General features: G+C 63.0%; 1 protein-coding gene. It reads left to right on the top strand.

Annotated features, from left to right (window positions below):
* The coding region (locus NKH52_RS35375) for an IS256 family transposase (protein ID WP_352736900.1) at positions 1-984 on the top strand (984 nt) is incomplete at its 5' end.
* Between the last annotated feature and the right edge of the window lie 45 nt (positions 985-1,029).

Below are 1,029 nucleotides of genomic sequence, written 5' to 3'. Positions count from 1 at the left end.
GGCAAGCTTGAGCTGCGGGTTCCGCAGGACCGGGCCGGTCGTTTCTCCACCGAGCTGTTCGAGCGCTACCAGCGTTCCGAGCGGGCCTTGGTGGCCACGCTTGCGGAGATGTATGTGCAGGGCGTGTCGACCCGGAAGGTCAAGGCGATCACGGAAGAGCTGTGCGGTCATGCCTTCTCGGCTTCGTCGATCTCGGCCATCAACAAGCGCTTGGACGAGAGCCTGAAGGCGTTTGCCGAACGACCGCTTCAGGAGCCATTCCCCTACCTCATTCTCGATGCCCGCTACGAGAAAGTGCGCGAAGCCGGCATCGTGATGAGCCAGGCGGTGCTGATCGCGGTCGGCATCGACTGGGACGGGCGCCGGCAGATCCTGGCCGTGGAGATGGCCAATCGCGAGAGCCGCTCGGCCTGGAAGGACTTCCTCGTCGGCTTGAAACGACGCGGCCTCAAGGGCGTCGAACTGGCCGTGTCCGACGACCATGCCGGCCTGGTCGCGGCGATCGGCGAGGTGATCCCGGAAGCCGCATGGCAGCGCTGCTACGTCCACTTCCTCAGGAACGCGCTCGATCATCTGCCCAGGAAGCACGGCGACGATTGCCTGCAGGAACTGCGCTGGCTCTACGACCGGCGCGATCTCGCCGAGGCCAAGGCCGATCTCGCCGCATGGCTGTCCAAATGGTCCGCCCGCTACCCGCGACTGACCACCTGGGCGGAAGAAGCTATAGAACAGACGCTGACTTTCTTCCGGCTGCCGCGTCAGCATCACAAGCACCTAAAGTCCACCAACATGCTCGAACGGCTCAACGAGGAAATCCGCCGGCGCACCTATGTCGTGCGCATCTTCCCAAACGCCGAAAGCTGCCTGCGCCTCGTTAGGGCGCTCGCCGTCGAGACCAACGAAAACTGGATGGAGGCCAACCGATACATCAACATGGACGACCTGCGCGAGCACAAGAAGCTCGCTCTACGCCAAGCCGCATGACCAGCTTCATGATCGCCCATTTTGCAGAACTTGACGCACACAACC

Origin of the sequence: Mesorhizobium sp. M1066 (assembly GCF_040318635.1) — a bacterium.
Classification (GTDB): domain Bacteria; phylum Pseudomonadota; class Alphaproteobacteria; order Rhizobiales; family Rhizobiaceae; genus Mesorhizobium.
Note: the sequence above shows the minus strand (reverse complement) of the source record. Positions and strands in the feature narration are given on the sequence as shown.